The organism is Solidesulfovibrio sp. C21, assembly GCF_047785625.1.
Classification (GTDB): Bacteria; Desulfobacterota; Desulfovibrionia; order Desulfovibrionales; family Desulfovibrionaceae; genus Solidesulfovibrio.
Genome location: NZ_JBLODY010000047.1, coordinates 1 through 18,578 on the forward strand (window position 1 = coordinate 1; position 18,578 = coordinate 18,578).

Here is an 18,578-nt window from a genome sequence, read left to right on the forward strand (position 1 = left end):
CCCGAGCGGCCCGTCAACACTTTTTTTCAACTTCGTTCGATTGCTTTCGCTTTCGAACCGTGCCCGGTTTCCCGAAGCAGAGTCGGACTGTTTACCCGCTCGCTCCCGGCCCGTCAACACTTTTTTTCAAGTCACCCGGAAAACCGTTTGTCTTCCGGGCCGCGTTCCGGTTTCCCGTCACGTGGAGGAGTGCATCTATGCCCCGTCGCCGGGGCCGTCAACACTTTTTTTCAACTTCCTGGAGAACCGTTCGTTCCCCGGCCCGCGTCCCGGTTGCCCGTGACGTGGGAGGGTGCTTCTACGTCCCATCATCGGGACCGTCAACACCTTTTTTTCAACTCCCCGCCCAGCACCGAATCGACGTCGAAACGTCACCCTTTTGTCGTGCGGGAAAGTCTTTGTAAGTCTCCCCACATTTGGTGTCAAGGACTTTCACCCAATACCTCTTTTATCCAAGACAGCATTCGCATCCGGCTGGCCCGGCTCCTGCACTATCCGTGGCGGACGGCAAGGATTTCCACCGTATCCATCGAGCCGCGCCCCGTGTGCGACAGGCCGGCTGATTCGGAAATCCGCAACGGTTGCGGCCGTATGGCGCGCAGCCCGCAGTCGAATGGCGTCGCGGCCGGGAGTCACCCTCCCCCGCTGTTGCCGGGCAACGGGAAAATTCTGCCGCCCGCTCGAGAAGGAAGGTGGACCATGAGCGCGATCTGGACAGGCGTGTCAGGCCTTTTGAGCTACAGCACGGGCATCGCCAACACGGGCAACAACCTCGCCAATACCAACACCACGGGCTACAAGTCCTCGCGCCTGCTCTTCGCCGACATGGTCAGCGAAATGGCCGGGGGGACCTCCGACGGTAGCCAGATAGGCACCGGCGTGCAGGTTGGCAGCGTCTCCATGACCACATCGGTTGGCAGCCTCAACAGCGCCAGCCAATCCATGGACATGGCCATCACCGGAGAGCGCGGCTATTTCGTGGTCAAGAAGCCCGGCACCGATAAGACCTATTATACCCGGGACGGCGCATTCAACTTTGATGTCAACGGCTACCTGACGACCGAAACGGGGTTGAACGTCCAGGGCTGGGCCGTGGACAGGGCGGCGGTCATCGCGGCCAAGCGCACGGGCACGGTGTTGTCCCAGGTGCCGACCACCGGGACCCTGACCGACATCCAGATCAAGGATTACACCTCTCCGGCCCAGGCCACGAGCGCCGTCACCATGGTCACCAACCTCGACAATCAGACCAAAGCGGGCGATCTCGACGCCACCGATCCCTATTTCACCATGTTCAAGAGCTACAACGCCGACAACAGCCCGCCCGTGTCCAACGCCGCCTACTCGGCCGACATCAAGGTTTACGATTCCGAGGGCGGCGCCCACACCCTCACCACCTACTACTCCAAAGTGTCGGACGAAAACGGCAAGGAGTACTGGGAATACATGGTGACGATGCCGCCCGAGGATGATGGCAGCTCCACCACCAGCGGCACGAGCAAGGCCGGCGTGCTCATGATCGGCACACTCACCTTCTCCACCCAGGGCGAGTTGGAAAATGAAACCGCCTTTACACCCTCCGGGGGCGATGCCACCAATCTGTCCTCCTGGACCCAGGCCGCCCTCGACTCGTCAGGCGAGCCGCAACTGAGCGCCACGTTCCGCTCGGTCTCCAACGCCTCCAATATCCTGTCCAGCCAGACCATCGACTTCAAGAACGGCCTGTCCTCCACCACCGCGAGTTGGGACGCCAACGGCCCGGCGAGCGCCGCCGATATCGGCACCCTGACCAGCGCCAATGCGGGCTTCACCAGCTCCAGCACCAAAAACGCCGCCACCTGTTCCACCAGCTACGCCACCTCTTCCTATACCGTTTCCTCCACCCAGGACGGCTATGCCTCGGGCGAGCTCATCAGCACCAGCGTGGATAAAAACGGCGTGGTTTCGGGAAAATTTTCCAACGGACAGACCATCGAGCTTTTCGTCGTGGCCCTGGCCGACTTCCGCAACCCCACCGACCTCTATCGGGAGGGCAACAACCTGCTGTCAGCCACCAAGGAATCGGGCGAGGCCAGTTTCGGGCGGGCCAACTCCGGCGTGTTCGACAGCGTCTCGGGCTACACCCTCGAATCGTCCAACGTGGACATGGCCACGGAAATGGTCAACCTCATCACCTTGCAGCGCGCCTTCCAGTCCAATTCCAAGGTGGTGACCACAGCCGACGAAATGATGCAAAAGGCCCTGGAGATTAAGCGGTAAGCGTAACGGCTCCCCCCCGGGGGCACATCATCGGAAGGACTTTCCGTCAAAAGTTTCAGAAGGGGAGAGCGCGAGAGGGGAAACCCTTTTCAAAGGGTTTCCCCTCTCGCATTCATCGCGTTCCCCATTCTTTCTAATGATTATACTGCTTGCGCCATTCGTCGAGAAACAACAGGGAGGTCTCGAGGGGTGAAAGCCGTCCCTGGCGGGCGCGCACGGCCCAGATGAGATCGTCGAAGGACACGTCGGCCGGGAGCGACAGTTCCCCAAGCAGGGTCGACAACTCCTCCCGCATCGCAGGCGGCAGTCCGGAAAGCGCCGCGTCTTCCCGCTTCGCGGCCGGCCAGCCCGGAAAGCGCTCGGCCGTGAAGGCGAGAAGCGTCGCCATGCGGGCCGCGTAGGTGTGGTCGGCCAGGGCGCGGCTTCTGGCCCGCGAAGCCAAAGCCGCCCGCTCTGCGGGCCTGGCCAGGTAGTAGTTCAAGCGCTCCTTGAGTTCGTCGAGGCTCCCGAACCGGGCCAACTCGTCATCGGCGAAAAGTTCCGGCAAAAGCGCGCGCTCGTCGACGAGCTGAAACGCGCCGCACATGGCCAGCTCGAAGGTGCGCGGATTGACGAAATCGCCCCCTGTCACAAGCTTTTCCACGCCGATGCTCGAGTGCAGGTTGAGGTTAACGGTGGCGGCATTGAACACCTTGACCGTCTCCTCAGTGGACAGACGCCGCCCCGAAAGGCGCACATGGGGCTTCAACCGCGCGTCGCCGTCCCATTCGTTGCCGAAGATGCCGAGCCCGAAATCGAGCAGTTCGGCAAAAGCGAGGCGGCGGTTGGGATAGCCCGCGCCCATAAACGACACCTCGGCTCCGTAGATGCGCCTGTCCACGGGGGAAAGTTCGAGCGGTCGGTGCACGGCCGGATCGGCGGCCAAGGGCAGGTAGAGGGCGTTTTCCTGGCCGATGGCGGCGAGTTTTTCCGGAAACGGCTCCTTCTGGATCACGGCAAAGACATCGTAAAATGGCGCGAAGGCCTCCCAGTAGGTGAAGAGCCGGAAATCCTCGACAAACCACATGGCCGTGCGCACGCCGTCGCGGCGCAGACGTTTTAGGGCCTGACGCGACAGCGGCGCCTGGGCCATGGACAACACGAGGTCCGGGCCGAAGGTCTCGACCTTGGCGCAAACGGCCTGGGAGACGACCTGGAGAAAGCTGTTCTCCAAGTATTCCAGCCTGTCGGACGTCACCCGCAGTTCCTTGAGGGCCGAAAAGGCCCCGTAAAAATCCGGGGACTCGAAGGTCTCGACCACATGCCCCTGGCCCGCGCAGGCCGAGGCGCAATACCGCCCGATGGGAAGCGATCCCCCATACATGGGCAACACGATGAGGATGCGCAGCGCCCGCCCGAAATCCATGCGATCACCACTCCCCGGCCAGGGGCCGGCCCGCCGGCGGCAACACCCAGTCCGTTTCCAGATAAGAGGATTGGGCCAGATCGTGGCCCAGGCTCGCCTCCGCCACGGCACCGGTCAGCCGGCGCGTGAGCAAGGCGCGAAAAGCCGCGCGCGCCGCTTCGGTCGGGTCCTCGCCGCACACCGGCCGGCAGACCGCCCCGAGAGCGTCGCATCCCGTGGTCATGCCGACAAGCCCGGCCGGGGGCGCGGCCTTGGTCGATCCGGCCAGGGCCCGGGCGAACCCCGGGTCGGCAAAGGGCGGCAGGCAGACGAGCCCATGGCCGCAGGGCGCGGATTCCAGACAGGGGGCGCACGGTGTCACGGCCTGCCAGACCGTGTGCCCGACGCCGTAAGGACCGGTTTCATGGCACCAGGCCGAGGACAAAAAAAAGGCCGTCACCGGCACGCCGTAAAACGCGGCCAGATGCATGGCCCCGGTGTCCGGCGTCACCAGCCGGTCGAGGGAAGATACGGCCTCGGCAAGACCTTGCAAGTCGGTTTGGCCGGTCAGGTCCCGGCAGGCGTCCCGCACGGCGGGGTCGAGCTTGCGCAGAAGCGCCCGGGCCTCGCCGGCCTGGGACGCTGTGCCGAAAAGCAGCACCCGCCCGGCTCCCGTTGCCCGAAAGAGCGTGCGCACGACCGATGCCAGCACCTCGGGGGGAAGCGACCGGCGGGCCATGCGCCCGGCCAGGGCCACGCCGATGCCCCCGCCCCGGGGCGCGGCCTGCGGGTTGACCGTTTCCGGCGGCACGGGCTCGTCGTCGAGGTGGGCCCAGATGTCGGCCAGATTGATACCGCCGCCGCGTCTGTCCCGGGCCAGACGAAAGACGAGGCGCAAAAGCAGGTCCTTGTCGGCCTGGCCGGCGCTTTGACGATAGCCACGTTGGGCCTCGGGAGGGAACATGGCGGAAATCGCCATGCCGAGCGGCGAAAAATTGAGACAGAAGACCTTCTCGAAGCCGACATCCGCCAGGACGGCAAATTCCCGGCCGGCCGCCAGCACCCGCCCGGTCGCGGCCAGGGCGTCGAGCCCCGCCGCCCCATGGGCCGGCAGGCCGTGGATCACGGCAAAGGGATAAAGCCGCGCCGCCAGGGCGGCCAGGGAATGGTCCACGGCCAGATGCACCTCCCCGCCGGTGCGCCGGGCAGCGCGATCGAGCCCCGACAGCAGCCGCCGGGTCTGAACGAGGTCCCCCAGACGGGCCAGTTGCAAAACGAGAAAACGCGCCATACCATGCACCGCGTTCAGAGGACTGGAAAATACATGTGAAAAAAAATACCTTTCCGGTTCCAATGTTCTTCTGCTATAGGAATCATCCATGCGGTATTATCCAATTTACGTCAATCTGCAGGGCAAACGGTGCCTTGTGGTGGGCGCGGGCCAGGTCGGCCGGCGCAAGATCGCCACGCTCGCCGCCTGTGGTGCGGCGGAAATCCTCGTCCTCGACATGATCGTCCCGGATGAATCCTGTGCCGAAGCGCTCGCCCATCCGGCCGTGGTTTTCGCCTGTCGGCCATTTACCCCGGCCGACCTCGACGGCCGGTTCCTGGTCATCGCCGCAACCGCCGACGAGGCGCTCAACTGGGAGATCAGCCGGGAATGCGAACGCCGCGGCATCTTGTGCAACATCGTGGACCAGCCGGAAAAATGCAGCTTCATCGTGCCGGCGCTCTACACCCAGGGCGAGCTTACCGTGGCCATTTCCACAGGCGGCGGTTCGCCGGCCCTGGCCCGCAAGATCCGACAGGGACTGGGGGATTTTCTCGGTTCGGAATACGGCGCCCTGCTTGTGCTCATGAGCACCCTGCGGCCCATGGTGCTGGGACTTGGCCTGGGGAGTCCCGAGAATTCCAGGATTTTTCGTGAACTGGTCAATTCGAGCCTGATCGAGGCCCTTAAGCGCGGCGACGCAGCCGCCGCCGAGGCCGTGCTGCGGGACCTCCTGCCCGCGCCCCTGCACGACAAGGCCAGCGAGCTGGTTTCGGGAGCCCTCGTCCATGCCGGCGCTTAACGTTCTTTTCATCCTGGTCCTTAGCGCCTACTTCCTCGGGGCCACCCTGCATCTGCTGGGTGTGGTTTCAGGCAGGCGGCCGCTTCGTCGCGCGGGCGAAGGCCTCACCGTGACCGGCTTTTTGCTGCACACCGTGGACCTTGTCGTACTGCTGGCGACCGAAGGCGGCGCGGCCCTGCTCCTGGGCGAATTCTACTTCAGCCTGCTCGCCTGGAGCCTGCTGCTCATCTGCCTTTTCCTCTGGTGGCGGCTGCGGCTCGAGATGCTGGGGCTTTTGGCCGCGCCGTTGGCCCTGTTTCTGTTCCTCTCGTCCCAGGCGGTCACGGCCCAGCGCATGCCGCTGCCCAAGGCCCTGGGGGGACTGTTCTTCGGGCTGCACATCGGGGCGCTGTTTCTGGCCATCAGCCTCCTCGCCATGGCCTGCGGCGCGGGGCTGGCCTATCTGTACCTGGAGCACAAGATCAAGACCAAGGAAAAGCTTTCGGTCTTTTCCAAGGCCCTGCCGGCCCTGTCCACCTGCGACACGGTCAACCGCTGGGCCGTGGCCGCCGGCTTTCCGCTCTACACCATCGGCCTGTTGTCGGGATTCATCTGGGCCAAGCTCACCTGGAACCGTATTTTTTCCTATGATCCCAAGGAGATCATTGCTATTGGCGTCTGGCTGCTTTTCGCCTTCCTGTTCCATCAGCGCCTGTTTATCGGCTGGCGGGGGCGCAAGACCGCGAAACTGGCCATCTGGATCTTCTGCCTGACCCTCGTGTCTTTGCTTGTCATCAACTTTTTTGTGCCAACACACCATAGTTTCGCGCGATATATCGATGGAGCATCAAATATACCTGTTCGGACTCAACCATAAGACCGCCGGCGTTGATATCCGGGAAGCGTTCGCCCTGGGCGACCGCCCCAAACTCGGCGAACTTCTGGTGCGCGGTGACGCCCGCCTGCGCGAAGTCCTCGTGCTCTCCACCTGCAACCGGGTGGAAGTGGTCGTGGCCGACGACCCCGGCCGCGACGTGAGGCCCGTCGTGCTCGAGGCCTGGGCCGAGTACTGCGGCCAGGACGCCGCCGCCCTGGCCCCGCACCTCTACGAGCACCAGGGACTTGCCGCCGTGGAGCACCTTTTTTGCGTGGCCTCGGGCCTCGATTCCCTGGTCCTCGGCGAGCCGCAGATATTGGGACAGCTCAAGGCGGCCTACCGCCACGCCGTCAGTTGCAACACGGCGGGAGTCATCACCAATAGGCTGTGCCACAAGTCCTTTTCCGTGGCCAAAAAGGTGCGCACGGCCACTGGTATCGGCGCCAGCGCCGTTTCCATCAGCTACGCGGCGGTGGAACTGGCCAAGCGCATTTTCGGGGAGATGGCCGGCAAGAAGGCCATGCTCGTGGGCGCCGGCGAGATGGCGGAACTGGCGGCCCTGCACCTCTTAAACGCCGGGATCTCGGAAATCCTGGTGGCCAACCGGACCTACGCCCGGGCCGAGGAGCTGGCGGCGCGGTTCAAGGGACGTCCGGTGGCCTTCGAGGAGTTCGTGTCGCGTCTGCCCGAGGTGGATATCGTCATCAGCTCCACCGGTGCGCCCCATGTCATTCTGCGCGCCAGGGACATGCGGGGCGTGCTCAAGGCCCGCAAGCACAAGCCGATGTTTTTTATCGACATCGCGGTGCCGCGCGATATAGACCCCGACGTCAACAGCCTGGACAACGTGTATTTGTACGACATCGACGACCTCCAGGAAGTCGTCGAGGAAAACCTGGCCCAGCGTCGCGAGGAAGCGGCCCGGGCCCGCGACATCATCCGATTGCAGGTGGAACGCTTCGGCGAATGGCTCAAGTCCCTGGACGTCAAGCCGACCATCGTGGACCTGCTGCAAACCGGGGAGGATATCGCCCGCCGGGAACTGCACAAGACCCTGCGACGCCTGGGTCCGGACGTTTCCGACGAAACCCGCCGGGCCATCGAGACCCTGTCCCTGTCCATCAGCCACAAGCTCCTGCACGAGCCCATCGTCTTTCTCAAGCGCCGGGCCAGGGAGGAAAAGGGGGACAGGTTCATCGACCTCACCCGCCGCATGTACAACCTGGACCGCGAACACACCCCGGACGACGCCCACGCGAACCGGAAACCGCCTATGGGCGGGGAAAAGGCCCCCAACCCCGATGCGACGGATACAAGCGAGTAAGCCATGCGATCCTACCTGATAGATGAAGTCTCCGCCGACAACATGGAGATCATCGAGCGCCAGTTGGCCGAGAAAGGCTTCAAGGGCCCCCTGGACCACATCTACTACATCCCCTTCCCCCAGGAGATGTTAAACGACGAACAACAGCAGCACTACGGCGAATGCGGCCCGTATATGCTCATCCTCGAAACCGGCCGCAACTGGCTCAAGCTCGAACTGCTCGTGCGCGGCCGGGGCAAACTGCGCTGTTCATGCATCAGCTACTGCACCACCGAACAACGCCAGCAGATGATCGACTTCCTGGACAACTTCATCCGGGGACTCGACATTCCGGTCTGACCCGGCCCGGATGCCACCCGCCTCGAAACGGTCCGCGCCGCAGGGCGCGCGGCCGCGTCTCGACGCCCTCCCCCGCAGGCAGGCCCTCTTGTGCCTCGGCGTGGAGGAGTTTCTCGTCGGGCTGTGCGGCCATGAGCCCCGGGGCGCGACCTGGATCGTCGGCTTTTCGGGCGGGCCGGATTCCGCCGTTCTCCTCGCCGTCCTGGCGGCACTGGGCCCGCGCCTCGGCGCCCGCCTCGAAGCCGCCCATCTGGACCATGGTCTCCGCCCCGAATCCGCGGCCGAGGCCGCGGCTGCCAGGGCGTTTTGCGCCGCCTGGGACATCCCTTTTCATGAACGCCGCGTGGAGGTGGCCGACTTGGCCCGCAAGCGCGGCACCGGCCTGGAAGATGCCGGCCGCATCGCCCGCTACGCCTTCTTCGAGGAACTGCGCCAAGGATGCCCCAAGGCCTGGACGGTGCTCGGCCACCAGCGCAACGATCTGGCCGAAGACCAGATCCTGCGGCTGATCCGGGGCACGGGTTGGCCGGGGCTGGGCGGCATGGCCGCCCTCGATCCGGTGAGACGCATCCTGCGCCCGCTCCTTTTGACCCCCCGAAACGCGATCGAGGCGTTCGTGGCGGCCCTCTCCCTGCCCGTCCTCCGCGACCCGTCCAACGACGACCCGTCCTACCGGCGAAACCGGGTCCGCCTGGACATCCTGCCGCGTATCGCCGCCGAGAACCCCCGCCATGGCGAGGCTGCGGCCAGGCTGTGGCGGCAGGCCCGCATCGACGAGGACTTTCTCGAGGCCTCCCTGCCCGACTTCCCGGACCCGACCGCGCTCCCCATGGAGGCGCTTGCCGGGCTGCATCCCGCCCTGCGCCTGCGGCTCTACCGCCGGGCGCTTCGCGCCTGCGGTCCGGGGCAAGCCCTGGCCGAGGCGCTTTTCGCCCTGGACGCGGCCATCGCCAAGCGGGCCACCGGACGGGTGTTCCAGTTTCCCGGCGACAAGACGGCCCGGGTCGGTCACCGGGCGCTCACGTTTCACCCCAAACCGGCCAGGCCGGTGACGGCGGGAAACCAGGCGGAACCATTGACAGGGCTTGTCCCGGAGGGTAGTGAAGCCGATTGTGAAAAATCAAACATGGAGGCTGTCCCGGTGAATATCCTTATCTTCGGTCCCAACGGAAGCGGCAAGGGCACCCAGGGTTCCCTGGTGAAAAAGAAGTATAATCTGGCCCATATCGAGTCCGGGGCGATCTTCCGCGAGCATATCGGCGGCGGCACCGAACTCGGCAAGAAAGCCAAGGGCTTCATCGACAAGGGTGAACTGGTCCCGGACGAGATCACCATCCCCATGATTCTCGAGACGCTCAAGGCCAAAGGCGCGGGCGGCTGGCTGCTGGACGGCTTCCCCCGCAACATGGTCCAGGCCGAGAAGCTCTGGGACGCCCTGCAGAAGGAAGGCATGAAGCTCGACTACGTCATCGAGATCCTGCTGCCCCGCGAAGTCGCCAAAAACCGCATCATGGGCCGTCGTCTGTGCGTCAACGACAACAACCATCCCAACAACATCTTCATCGACGCCATCAAGCCCAACGGCGACAAGTGCCGGGTGTGCGGCGGCGACCTCAAGACCCGCGCCGACGACCAGGACGAGGCCGCCATCGGCAAGCGCCACGACATCTATTACGACACCAAGACCGGCACCATGGCCGCCGCCTATTTCTACAAGGACCTGGCCGCCAAGGGTAAAACCAAATATATCGAGCTCAATGGCGAAGGCTCCATCGACTCCATCAAGGATACCCTGCTGGCCCAGCTCGCCTAGTTCACCGGAATTCGCCTTGCCTGACGGCCTCGGGGGGAATACCTTCGGGGCCGTTTTTTTACCCAAGGAGTATCCCCATGCCGCACGAGGACAACGGCCCCCTGCGCCTTGGCCGCATCGCCTACCTGAACGTCTGGCCGCTCTACGAAGCGCTCGTTCCGGCCTTTCCCGAAGGCCCGGACATCACCTACGTGCCCGGGCATCCGTCCGCGCTCAATAGCGCGCTCGCGACCGGGGACATCGACGCCGCGCCGGCCTCCGCCTTCGCCTATCTGGCCAATCCCGGAGCCTTTACCCTGCTGCCGGACCTGTGCATCCGGGCGGCCACCAGCCCGATCCAAAGCGTGCTCCTGCTCTCGCCGGTTCCCCTGGCCGAGCTGCCCGGGCATCTGGCCCGCACCGGCGCCCCGGTGCTGCTCTCCGGGGCCTCGGCCAGCTCCAACGCGCTGCTCAAGGTCCTGTGGCGCTTTGCCTGGAAATTTCCCGAAGTCCGTTTCGAGACCGTGCCGCCCGGGACCGGGCTCGCTACGGGAAAACCCTTTGTGGAAATCGGCGATCTGGCGCTCAAGCGTTATCTCGACCCGCCGGCCGGCTGGCACGTGACGGACCTCGGCCAGGCCTGGCGCGAATACGCCGGCACGCCGTTCGTTTTTGCCTTGTGGATCGTCCGGGAGGGGTTGGCGGACAAGCGCCTGTCGGGGCTTCGCCGGATGCATGAGCGGCTTTTGGCCATAAACGCCGCCCTGCCCCGGACCTTGCCGGAACTGGTGGGCGCGCCTTCGCGGCCGGACTGGATCGGCCCCGAGGCCCTGCTCGCCTATTTGCGGGTGGTCAATTACGATTTCGATGCGGTGGCCCGGGCGAGCCTGATCTATTTCGCCGAGCACTGCCGCGAACTAGGGCTCATCCCGGCCGTGCCCGGACTGCGCTTCGCCCTGTAACGGCCCGGCCCAGGCGGGACCATCGATCCCATACGACGGAAGCCGGCGGGATACCATCCCGTCGGCTCGCCACGCCCCGACAGCCGGAAGGAGGTCAGCAGCAGGGCAGGCCCAGGATTTCGGCTTTCTGGGCCTGATCCAGCATGTCCGAAATCCGTATGGCGTCGAGTTCGCGGAAAAGGCTTTCCGTGGCCCTAGCCCAGATCTGGCGGGTAACGCAGTCCGCCGCGATCAGGCAGGTTTCGGGGTTGCCCACGCACTCGGTCAGCTCGGGTCGGCTTTCCAGGGCCCGGACCACATCACCCACCCGGATCTCTTCGGGCGGCATGGCCAGGACGTGGCCGCCGCGCGGGCCGCGCTTGCTGTTGATGAAACCGGCCTTTTTGAGCGCCCGGATCAACTGCTCCAAATACTTCACGGAAATATTGCGGCGCTTGGCGATATCCTGGATGCGGACCGGGCGTTCGCCCCCGTGCAGGGCGATATCGAGAAGCATGCGCAAACCGTAACGGCTGCGCGTGGTGAGCTGCATGGGCGTCATTCCCCTTCTTTCAGTTTTGTGCAAAACCGAACAAGGGGGCTTCTAGCAGATACGCAGGACAATGGCAAAACCGGTATCGGGCCGTTTGCCTTCCCCATTTACTGAAGCAAATATTCTTTTCCGGCAACCATTTGGTGGGTTCTGGACCTTCGCATACCGTTACGCGACAACCGTCCCGACAACGGGATTCCCCGATCCAGGACACACCGACTGCAAATTTTTCCCTCCGCCCGCCTGGCGTAAAAGTCCCAGTGGCCAATCAAACGACCGCACAGGCAGCAATATCCGGTATCCATGGCCGTCCTCCCGTCGACATGACTGCGACGGGATTCATTTATTCAAGAAGCATACCAAGACACACCGGACATCCCTGCGCGCGTGAACACCAGGAGAACCCCCTGTGCTCCGGAAGGGTTTACCCTTTTGCACTGTCTTTTCCCTGACGCTCCCGCCCGGACCGCTTCCAGGAGAATCGCAGCGTCCGCCAGCCGCCGCCCGTGGTGAGGCTGTCGAATCCCCAACGCAGCCAGCGCGGCAGCGACCAGGCCAGCCAGAGCGCCCAGGCCAGCATCAGGGTGCGGAAAACAGCCATGGGCGCGGCGATGACGGTCGCCGCCGGCAGGGCTCCGGCCACCCGGTCCCAGGTCCAGACCATTTCCGTGGCCGTGGAGCCGCCCCCGGTCACCTGCATGCGCGGCAGGCCGAGCAGCCCGGCGTCGAGGGTGTCGTAAAGCGCCGCCAACCCGGCCAACACCAGCAGCACCATCAATACCTGGACGGCATCGAAGGAAAACGCCCCGGAAGGTGCGATGCGACGCCGCCAGGCAAGCGCCGCCAGCCAGCCCGTGGCCAAGACAAATCCCAGCGGCGTGGCCTGGGACAGGCCCAGGGCGTAGATGAACCACTGCCAGCGCGAAAGCGGCGTATCGGGAATGGCGGCAAGGCCGAGCCCCAACGCCGCCACCACTGCCAGCCAGCCCCAGTAGAGCACGGCCGGGCCGAGTCGGGTTGCGGCAAAGACTCCGACCAGCCACCGGTCCGGGGGCAGTACAAGCCGGGTGCGGGCCGAGGCGGCGGGAAGGCCCAGATCCGGGGTCGGGGTGCGCAGGACCGTGCCCGTGCCCACGGGCTCGCGAAACCGCAGGGAAACGTCGGTGACGCCTGGCGGCAAGGCGAAGCCCACCTCCCCATTCCTGCCCGTGGGCAGCGTCTCGCGTCCGGCCACGAGCAGGCGCGTCACTTCGGCTCCGGCCGGCAGGCGCACCGCATGGCGCGCGCCCTTGGCCGAACGGAAGGTAAGGGACAGTTCGCTGTCGCGCATCTGCCGCCCCTGGCGCACGGTCAGCGCGGCGCGGTCGAGGGTGAGGGTTTCCCCGGGCGCGGCCTTGGGACGGCGGATGTCGCAGGTGAGGGTTTCGCCCGGCCAGGGGGTGAAACGCGGCCGCCAGGAGCCGTTTGCGGCCACGATGCCGACGGGAGACAGGCCGTGAAAGGTCACGTCGTAAAAGGGCGCGGCCTCGATGGTCCAGGTTGCGACCATAGCCGACCCGTTGGGCGCGGTCAGGGCAAGCTTGCCGGAAGGATCGAGGTGCGAGCGCCAACTGACGCGCTTCTGGCCGGCGGCAAAGGAGGCCTCGGCCACGCCGTCTTTCACCGTCACGCCGGCCGTATCCGGCATTTCGCCCGGCACAAGCGGCACCGACGCCACCACCGCGCCGCCAAGGGGCGAACGCCTGAGCACCACGGTTTCCACTTCCCAGGCCAGGCCGAAGCGCAGCGTCCGCGTCACCTCGAAAAAGGGCGGAATGTCGACTGTCGGCGCGATCGGCCCGGAGCCGGCGGCATCCGGTTCGGCCCGGGTCAGTTCCAGCGGCCCGGACAAGCCGCCCAGGCCGTCCAGCCCCCGCGACCGATAGCCCGGGGCGCTCAGCCGCACCCGCCCGGGCGGCAACAGGCCGGGAGTGATGCGAAACGACACCGCGCCCGGGGCCGGGCCGGACAGCACCACCTCGTGACGACCAGGTTCGAGCAGCACGAACAGCGATTCCCCCTCCCGGTAAAGGGCCGCCCCCGGCGCGCCGTCGACCCGCACGGCATCGGGCCGCCAGTTCTCGGACACGGCCGGAAGCGGCGAGGCCACGCGGGCGGCGGCATCGACAAGGCTGGTCATGGTCAGTCGCCCGTTTTCCAGGCGCACATCCAGCCCGGAGCTGCCCAGGCAATGGGGGAAACACCGGGCCGGCTCGGTCAGCCGGTCGCGCAGGGTGTCCAAAAGCGCCTTGTCCGGGAACTCCCCGGCCCGGCACACATTCGAGAAGCCGGTCAGCGCCACGACCAGAGCCAAACCCGCCACGGTGGGCCGGCCCAGGTCGCGCAGACGACGCAGCCGGGCGCGGTCACAGAGAAAAAACAGGCCCAACCCTAAAAAGGCCACCCGGGCGAACCCCAGCAGCGAGGAGACGAAAGGCGGCACGAAAACGAGGCGCAGGGTCTGTCCCCTGGCAACAGGGCCTTTCCATTCCATGGTCACGGTGGCGAAATGCCAGTCCGGCATGGCCGGCCCGGTCTGGATCACGGCATTGGGGTCGAATTCGAGGCGTCCCCCGCCACCGGCCGCGTCCTGCGCTTCGGGAGCCATGGCGGCGACCATGGGGGCCGGGGCGTTTTCCAGGGATTTCTTGCGGGCAAAGGTCCGGGGCGCGACCGAGGGAGCCGGCGCGGGAGGTCTGCCCCCGGCAAGGCGCGCGCCGGCCGGCGCTTCCGAAAACGCGGGCGGGCCGATTTGCGGCGCCACCGCCCGGCGCAGCTGGTCGGCGGCAAAGGGAATGGCTGTCACGATCAGGCCCAGCAAGGAAAGCCCGAAAAAAAACACGGCAAAACGGCGAAAGCCCGGCTTGTCGGCAAAGCGGCCCCCGGGACCGGCCAGTCGCAGCAGCCCGGCCCCGGCCAGGACAAACAGCCAGACGCCGGTCGGCGCGTCCGGCTCATGCCAGGAAAGCAGCAAAAAGATCCCGAGCGCCGCGCCGGCAAGCGGCCCGCGCAACCCCGCGGCGACCACGACCAGCAAAATGACCAGAAACAGGTCGAGCAGCGACCACGACGACAAAAGTCCGCCGCGCACCGTGTCCGGGCCGAACGCCGCCAAAAGTCCCCACCCCGGCGACAGGTTGAGCCGGGTCGTTATGTGTTCGAATTCCCGGTCGAAACCGCCGGCCGGAATGGCGGCCGCCGCATCGGGGTAGCGGGAATGGGCCGTAAGCGACAGGCGCGCCGTGCGCAGCTCCACCCCGCGCGCGTCCTTGCCGCCAACGAGCACCACCGGCTGATCGCGTCCGTCCATGACCACCCGGCCGAGTTCCCCGGGCGGCAGCAGGGACAGCGTCCAGGCCGAACGGTTTTCCCCGCTGACATTGTCGCGGGCGCTTAAGCCCTGGCCCGAAAAATCAAGCCACAACTCGCGTGTCAGGTTCAAGGCGTCGCGGCCCGTGGGCACACCCCGACCAAGTTCGTGGATGGCCAGGGTCGCGCCGGCGGCGACGGCAAAGGCGGGGTCGTTTTTCCAGGCCTCCGGCACGTCGGCGGTCTTGGGGTCGATGGCGGCCGGCCCCTCGGCCCGGGTCTGGCGCAGGTCGGGATCGGCCCGGTAGGACCAGATCTCCCGGCCGTAGGGCGCGGCGACCGGCCCGATTTTTCCCACCGGCCCGGGATAACGCGCCACCACCTCCACGTCGTAGCGCCCCGGCCCGGCATCGAGGACCAGCGAGCCGTCCGGGCCAAGCGAAGCCGCGACCGGCGCGCGCACGGCCAGGGGAATCGCCCCGGGGGGGATCGCCCCGGCCAGGGTCACGGACCGGGCCAGCCCCGAAACGTCGAGGCGAAAAAGCGTGGTCACGGTCATGGGCACGCCGTCGGCAAGGAGCCGGAAAACCCGCACATGCTCGCCGTTGGCCACGGGTTTCACCGCATCCGCGCCGCCCAGGCGCAACTCCCCGGCCGGGGACACGGCAACCGGCACGGCAACGCCCTGGCGCGACAACCGCACCAGCCCGACGCCGTCCGGCAGGATCAGTCCCTCGGGCTCACGGTTCCAGGCCAGACGGCCGGTCATTTCATAGGCACCGGCCGGCAGCCAGACCACGGGGCCGTTTTCGCCGGCAACCACCGGAACGTCCCTGCCGCCGACCGTGACCCTCTCGATCCATACGCCAGGAGCGGTCGGCAAGGGGACGGCGGCCTCGTCGAAAAGCCGCGCCCGCAGGGAAAAATCAGCGCCGTTGCCCTGCACGTCGAGGCGCAGGCTGGCGGGGAAAAGACAGATGCGCGCCTTGGCATCGTTGCCGCGCGGCGGGCAAAGCTCCTGGGCCGCGCCGTGCAGGGCGAACCCCTCCCAGGGAACAAGGGCCGGCGGGATATCGCCGGTTGCGGCCAAGGCCGTGGCCACCGCCGCCAACGCCAGCCATGCCCCCAGGAAGCACGCCAGAAAATTTCGCATCCATCCCTCCCCGCAGCATTTCTTTTCCCCTGGTTTATTCCCGAAACGGCGGGCCTTGGCAATGCGCCGGCCTTTCCTCGCGGGCTGATCGGTTATATGGCAGGGCGCGAGCGGGACATCTCCCACCGCCCGAGGATGTCATGACCGAGCAAAACGCCTTCGTTCCCCTGCTGCTGGACTGGTTCGCGGCGAAAAAGCGCGACCTGCCCTGGCGAAACACCTACGATCCCTACGCCGTATGGGTCTCCGAGATCATGGCCCAGCAGACCCAGATGGACCGCGTGGTCTCCTACTTCAACCGTTTCATGGAGTTGTTCCCGGGCATCGCGGAACTGGCCGCCGCGCCCGAGGATGCGGTGCTCAAGGCCTGGGAGGGCCTCGGCTACTACAGCCGGGCCAGAAACCTGCACGCCGCGGCCAAACGGATCATGGCCGAACATGGCGGCGTTTTTCCCGGGAGCTTCCCGACCATCCGCGCCTTGCCCGGCATCGGCGACTACACGGCCGGGGCCATTGCCAGCATCGCCTTCGGGCGCGACGCCGTGGCTGTGGACGCCAACGTGCTGCGCGTGCTGGCCCGCGTCCGCGACATCGACGTGCCGGTCAAGGAGCCGGCCGGCAAGGCCAGGGTCATGGAGATCGCCCAGGCGCTTTTGCCGACCGGCCGGGCCAGGGAGTACAACGAGGCGCTCATGGAGTTCGGGGCGCTGGTCTGCCGCCCTAAAAATCCCGATTGCCCATGCTGCCCGGTGGCGACGGCCTGCCAGGCCAGACACCTCGGCATCGTGGCCGACCGCCCGGTTCTGTCCAAGGCCAAGGACATCATACCGCTTGAGGTCGCCACGGGCGTACTGCTCCAGGCCGGCCGGCTCTTCATTCAGAAGCGGCTGCCCAAAGGAGCCTGGGCCAACTTGTGGGAGTTTCCGGGCGGGCGCATCGAACCCGGCGAAACGCCCCAGGCGGCCGTGGTGCGGGAATTCATCGAGGAAACGGCCTTTACCACGGAAGTGGCGACCAAGCTGGCCGTCATCCGCCACGGCTACACCACCTTTCGGGTGACGCTGCACTGCTTCTTGTTGCGCCTTGCCGGCGGCCGCAACGACGGCGAGCTTCCTGTCCCGGCCCTGACCGCCGCCCAGCAAAGCCTGTGGGTGCGCCCGGAAGAGCTGGGGGGCTATGCCTTCCCGGCCGGGCATCGCAAGCTCATCGACCAGCTGGCCGACAGTTTGTGGCTCTAATCGCGAAAATCCGTAACAGATTTTGGCCTGTTGCGCCTTGACTCCGGCCCCCCGGGTTGCCATGACCCCGGAAAAATCATCTCACGGGAGCCGCATGAGCGATACCTTAAACGCGCTGCGCATCGACAAAGGCGACAAAGCCCAATCCGGCCCCGGCGGCCCGCGACGACGCAAACGCGCCCGCTGGCCGTTTATTCTGCTGGCGCTCATAGTTGCCGGCATCGCCGCCTGGGCGCTTTCGCCCCGCACCTTTACCGTGCAGGCTGCGACCGTGGCCCTGGCCTACCCTTCCAGGGCCATCACCAAGCTGACCGCCAGCGGCTACGTCGTGGCCCAGCGCAAGGCGTCGCTGGCCACCAAGGCCACGGCCCAGCTCGTCTGGCTCGGCGTGGAGGAAGGCAGCCGGATAAAAAAGGGGCAGGTGCTGGCGCGCCTGGAAAGCGCGGATGTGGAGGCGGCCCGGGACCAGGCCAAACACGACCTGGAGGCGGCGCGCTTCCAGATCGCCTCGGCCGACGCGGAACTGACCGACGCAAAGCTCAACTACACGCGCATGAAAAAGCTCGTGGCCGGGGACTACGTGGCCCGCTCCGACCACGACGCGGCCAAGGCGCGGCTCGACAAGGCCGAAGCGGCGCTCAAGCAGGCCAAAGCCAATCTGGCCGCCCGCTCCGAGGCGCTCAAGGAAGCCCAGGCCCAACTCGAATACACCGATCTCGAAGCACCCTTCGACGCCGTGGTGCTGACCAAAAACGCCGACGTGGGCGACATCATCTCCCCCCTTGGCGCGTCCACCACCTCCAAGGCGGCCGTGGTCACCATCGCGGACATGGGATCGCTGGCCGCCGAGGTCGACGTGTCCGAATCGAGCCTGCATCTGGTGACCGTGGACGAGCCATGCGAAATCATGCTCGACGCCATCCCCAGCGAACGTTTTCCCGGCAAGGTGCACATGATCGTGCCTACGGCCGACCGCACCAAGGCCACCGTGTTGGTCAAAGTCGCCTTCGATGCGCTCGATCCGAGGGTGCTGCCGGAGATGAGCGCCAAGGTGGCCTTTCTCTCCCGGCCGCTCACGGCCGCCGAGACCACCCCAAGGCTGGCCGTGCCGGAGGCAGCCGTCATCAACCGTGGCGGCAAGCCGGCCGTGTTCCTTATCAAAGACGGCAGGGCGGTGCTTACCGATATCGTCCCGGGCGAAGCCCTCGGGGACATGCGCGCCCTGACCAAGGGAGTCAAAGCCGGGGAAAAAGTCGTTGTCGCGCCCCCGGAAAAGCTCCAAAACGGCGACGCCGTGGCCCTGGCCGAAGGATAGCCCC

The 18,578-nt window shown here is 66.1% G+C and carries 13 protein-coding genes and 1 pseudogene; 10 read left to right on the plus strand and 4 right to left on the minus strand.

What is annotated here, in order from left to right; translation table 11 throughout:
- Positions 1-699: 699 nt before the first annotated feature.
- Positions 700-2,259 (plus strand): flagellar hook protein FlgE, encoded by a 1,560-nt coding sequence (locus ACMZ6R_RS13785; protein WP_416112399.1) that lies wholly within the window; start codon positions 700-702, stop codon positions 2,257-2,259.
- 133 nt (positions 2,260-2,392) lie between these two features.
- Here ACMZ6R_RS13785 and ACMZ6R_RS13790 read toward each other — a convergent pair whose 3' ends face one another.
- Together ACMZ6R_RS13790 and ACMZ6R_RS13795 are read right to left on the minus strand one after the other, a co-directional pair.
- Positions 2,393-3,664, minus strand: coding sequence for a CgeB family protein (locus ACMZ6R_RS13790; protein WP_416112401.1), 1,272 nt, complete (start codon positions 3,662-3,664; stop codon positions 2,393-2,395).
- A 4-nt stretch (positions 3,665-3,668) separates the two neighbouring features.
- Positions 3,669-4,934: a glycosyltransferase family 9 protein gene (locus ACMZ6R_RS13795; RefSeq protein ID WP_416112403.1), complete on the minus strand. Its 1,266-nt coding sequence runs from the start codon at positions 4,932-4,934 to the stop codon at positions 3,669-3,671.
- A gap of 88 nt (positions 4,935-5,022) precedes the next feature.
- On the opposite strand from ACMZ6R_RS13795, the gene ACMZ6R_RS13800 reads away from it, so the two are divergent.
- The 7 genes and pseudogenes from ACMZ6R_RS13800 (at position 5,023) to ACMZ6R_RS13830 (ending at position 10,988) form a co-directional block, all read left to right on the plus strand.
- Positions 5,023-5,715 (plus strand): precorrin-2 dehydrogenase/sirohydrochlorin ferrochelatase family protein, encoded by a 693-nt coding sequence (locus ACMZ6R_RS13800; RefSeq protein WP_416112405.1) that lies wholly within the window; start codon positions 5,023-5,025, stop codon positions 5,713-5,715.
- A complete protein-coding gene (locus ACMZ6R_RS13805) occupies positions 5,702-6,571 on the plus strand; it encodes a cytochrome C assembly family protein (RefSeq protein WP_416112407.1) in 870 nt (289 codons plus the stop codon). Before ACMZ6R_RS13800 ends, ACMZ6R_RS13805 begins: the two co-directional genes overlap by 14 nt.
- A complete protein-coding gene (hemA, locus tag ACMZ6R_RS13810) occupies positions 6,534-7,895 on the plus strand; it encodes a glutamyl-tRNA reductase (protein ID WP_416112409.1) in 1,362 nt (453 codons plus the stop codon). Before ACMZ6R_RS13805 ends, hemA begins: the two co-directional genes overlap by 38 nt.
- A gap of 3 nt (positions 7,896-7,898) precedes the next feature.
- Complete coding sequence (locus ACMZ6R_RS13815) at positions 7,899-8,234, plus strand: hypothetical protein (RefSeq protein ID WP_416112411.1); 336 nt, start codon at positions 7,899-7,901, stop codon at positions 8,232-8,234.
- A 10-nt stretch (positions 8,235-8,244) separates the two neighbouring features.
- A pseudogene (tilS, locus tag ACMZ6R_RS13820) lies at positions 8,245-8,880 on the plus strand (tRNA lysidine(34) synthetase TilS); the annotation flags it as partial.
- 495 nt (positions 8,881-9,375) lie between these two features.
- Positions 9,376-10,047, plus strand: a complete 672-nt coding sequence (locus ACMZ6R_RS13825) for an adenylate kinase (RefSeq protein WP_416112453.1) — start codon at positions 9,376-9,378, stop codon at positions 10,045-10,047.
- Between the two features lie 77 nt (positions 10,048-10,124).
- Entirely contained in the window at positions 10,125-10,988 is an 864-nt protein-coding gene (locus ACMZ6R_RS13830; protein ID WP_416112413.1) for a menaquinone biosynthetic enzyme MqnA/MqnD family protein, read from the plus strand.
- 94 nt (positions 10,989-11,082) lie between these two features.
- Here the strand turns inward: ACMZ6R_RS13830 and ACMZ6R_RS13835 are convergent, their stop codons facing one another.
- Together ACMZ6R_RS13835 and ACMZ6R_RS13840 are read right to left on the minus strand one after the other, a co-directional pair.
- Entirely contained in the window at positions 11,083-11,520 is a 438-nt protein-coding gene (locus ACMZ6R_RS13835; protein ID WP_416112415.1) for an RrF2 family transcriptional regulator, read from the minus strand.
- Between the two features lie 424 nt (positions 11,521-11,944).
- A complete protein-coding gene (locus tag ACMZ6R_RS13840; RefSeq protein WP_416112417.1) occupies positions 11,945-16,021 on the minus strand; it encodes a hypothetical protein in 4,077 nt (1,358 codons plus the stop codon).
- A gap of 140 nt (positions 16,022-16,161) precedes the next feature.
- On the opposite strand from ACMZ6R_RS13840, the gene mutY reads away from it, so the two are divergent.
- Together mutY and ACMZ6R_RS13850 are read left to right on the plus strand one after the other, a co-directional pair.
- Complete coding sequence (gene mutY, locus ACMZ6R_RS13845) at positions 16,162-17,259, plus strand: A/G-specific adenine glycosylase (RefSeq protein ID WP_416112419.1); 1,098 nt, start codon at positions 16,162-16,164, stop codon at positions 17,257-17,259.
- A gap of 94 nt (positions 17,260-17,353) precedes the next feature.
- Complete coding sequence (locus tag ACMZ6R_RS13850) at positions 17,354-18,574, plus strand: efflux RND transporter periplasmic adaptor subunit (protein ID WP_416112421.1); 1,221 nt, start codon at positions 17,354-17,356, stop codon at positions 18,572-18,574.
- The last annotated feature ends 4 nt before the right edge of the window (positions 18,575-18,578 follow it).